Source organism: Mucilaginibacter corticis (assembly GCF_007558865.1).
Lineage (GTDB): Bacteria > Bacteroidota > Bacteroidia > Sphingobacteriales > Sphingobacteriaceae > Mucilaginibacter > Mucilaginibacter corticis.
On record NZ_VLPK01000014.1, the window covers coordinates 1 to 1696 of the forward strand.

At 44.5% G+C, this 1696-nt stretch carries 3 protein-coding genes; all 3 read left to right on the top strand.

Annotation, left to right across the window (positions count from 1 at the left end; genetic code table 11):
* Positions 1-476 (top strand): cupin domain-containing protein (locus FO440_RS24245; RefSeq protein WP_144250912.1); only part of this gene is annotated, 476 nt, incomplete at its 5' end.
* Between the two features lie 17 nt (positions 477-493).
* Entirely contained in the window at positions 494-928 is a 435-nt protein-coding gene (locus FO440_RS24250; RefSeq protein WP_144250913.1) for a hypothetical protein, read from the top strand.
* Positions 929-995: 67 nt separating this feature from the next.
* Positions 996-1696, top strand: a 701-nt coding sequence (locus FO440_RS24255) for an amidohydrolase family protein (RefSeq protein WP_144250914.1), incomplete at its 3' end; no start/stop codon positions are given.

Consider the following 1696-nt stretch of genomic DNA (forward strand, 5'->3'; position numbering starts at 1 on the left):
ATATGAAAACAAATCATTTTAAAGAAAACCGCGAGCAATTGATGGTATTGTCCATCCTCATAACATTCTTAATTCCTAAATCTGCAACCGGTGGTAAATACGCCATTTGGGAAGAAACCGTGCCGCCGCTGGCCGGCCCGCCGCCACATATCCATCCTGATGAAGAAGTATTTTATGTACTGGAAGGAGAGTTCGAATTTATGCTGAATAGCGCGCTGATCCCGGCTAAAGCTGGCAGTGTGGTTCATATTCCGTCAAATGAATTGCATAACTATAAGAACATTGGCGACAAAGCTGGAAAGCTCCTGAATATAATCACACCCGGGCAACTGGCCGATTATTTCCATGCTGTGGGACAACCGGTAAAGTCTGAAGCGGACATAGCTGATTTGAATATAGTGCCTGATTTTGCCAATATGGATATAGGACAAGCTTTAGCTTTGGCACCTGAACATGCAGTAACTTTTCATTTGTAATTAATACCTTTAAACCAGTGATCACCATTGACAAATTCCGTAACGAAGCCGGCGACATTTACGCCCATTTAAGCTATGAACCCTATAGAAACTATTTGTTCATGCGCTGGATTGGCTATTCCACGGAAGCGGAAGTGATGCACGCGTCTAAAGCAATGATGCAATGGCAAAAGGCCGAGGGACAGTCTAAGAATTGCCGTTTTCATGTACATGACACCAAAGAGATACAAGGCGCGTGGATTGGCGTAGTGGACTGGATCAGGGATGAAATGTGGCCATTTTGCTACCAATGGGGAATGCGGTATAATTTGAGCGTTACCTCGCCTGATCTGTTCTCTAAATTGTCATCTATCGCACTGAAAAAACAAGATTCCCGGCAGGTGACCACTGTACTTTTTGAAACAGTAGCCGCGGCAGAAAACTGGCTGACGGAAAAGTATAAATCCCTTTAATTAATAACCTCACTAAAATAATTGGCTGAAAAGCCAAACGGCATAGCTATGCCTAAATTTTGAAATCATGAACAACAAAAAAATACTCATCAAGGGCGGAACCATTATCACCCAGGATGAAAAACAACAAATATTTCAGCAAACCGATCTGCTCATCACGGGCGATAAGATTACTGCTATTGGTAAAAACATGGACGTTGACGATGCTGAAACCATAGACGCATCTAAAATGATCGTAATGCCTGGACTTATAGATACACACCGCCACGTTTGGGAAAGCATTTTACGTGGCACAGCTGTGGACTATTCGCTAATGGAATATCTTCAACATATACTCGGTACACTGGCCCCTGCGTTCCGTGCCGAAGACGTTTACACCGCTAATCTTATAGGCGCATTAGAAGCATTAGATAATGGCATCACAACCGTGATGGATTGGTCGCACATTATGAACAGCCCTGCCCATGCGGATGGCGCCATCAAGGGGTTAAAAGATGCGGGCATCCGCGCAGTTTTCGGTTACGGAACACCTGGTACATCGGTCTGGGAATGGTTCTATGAGAGCAGTCGTCTCCACCCATTGGATATAGAGCGTGTTTTAACAGAACATTTTAGCTCCGCGGATCAGCTGGTTACCCCGGCATTAGCCATTAGGGGCCCGGAATATTCTTTATTTGATGTTGCGAAACAAGATATAGAGCTGGCACGTAAATTCGGACTACCCATCTCTATGCACGTTGGTTGCGGAACATTCGCCGATAAATACAA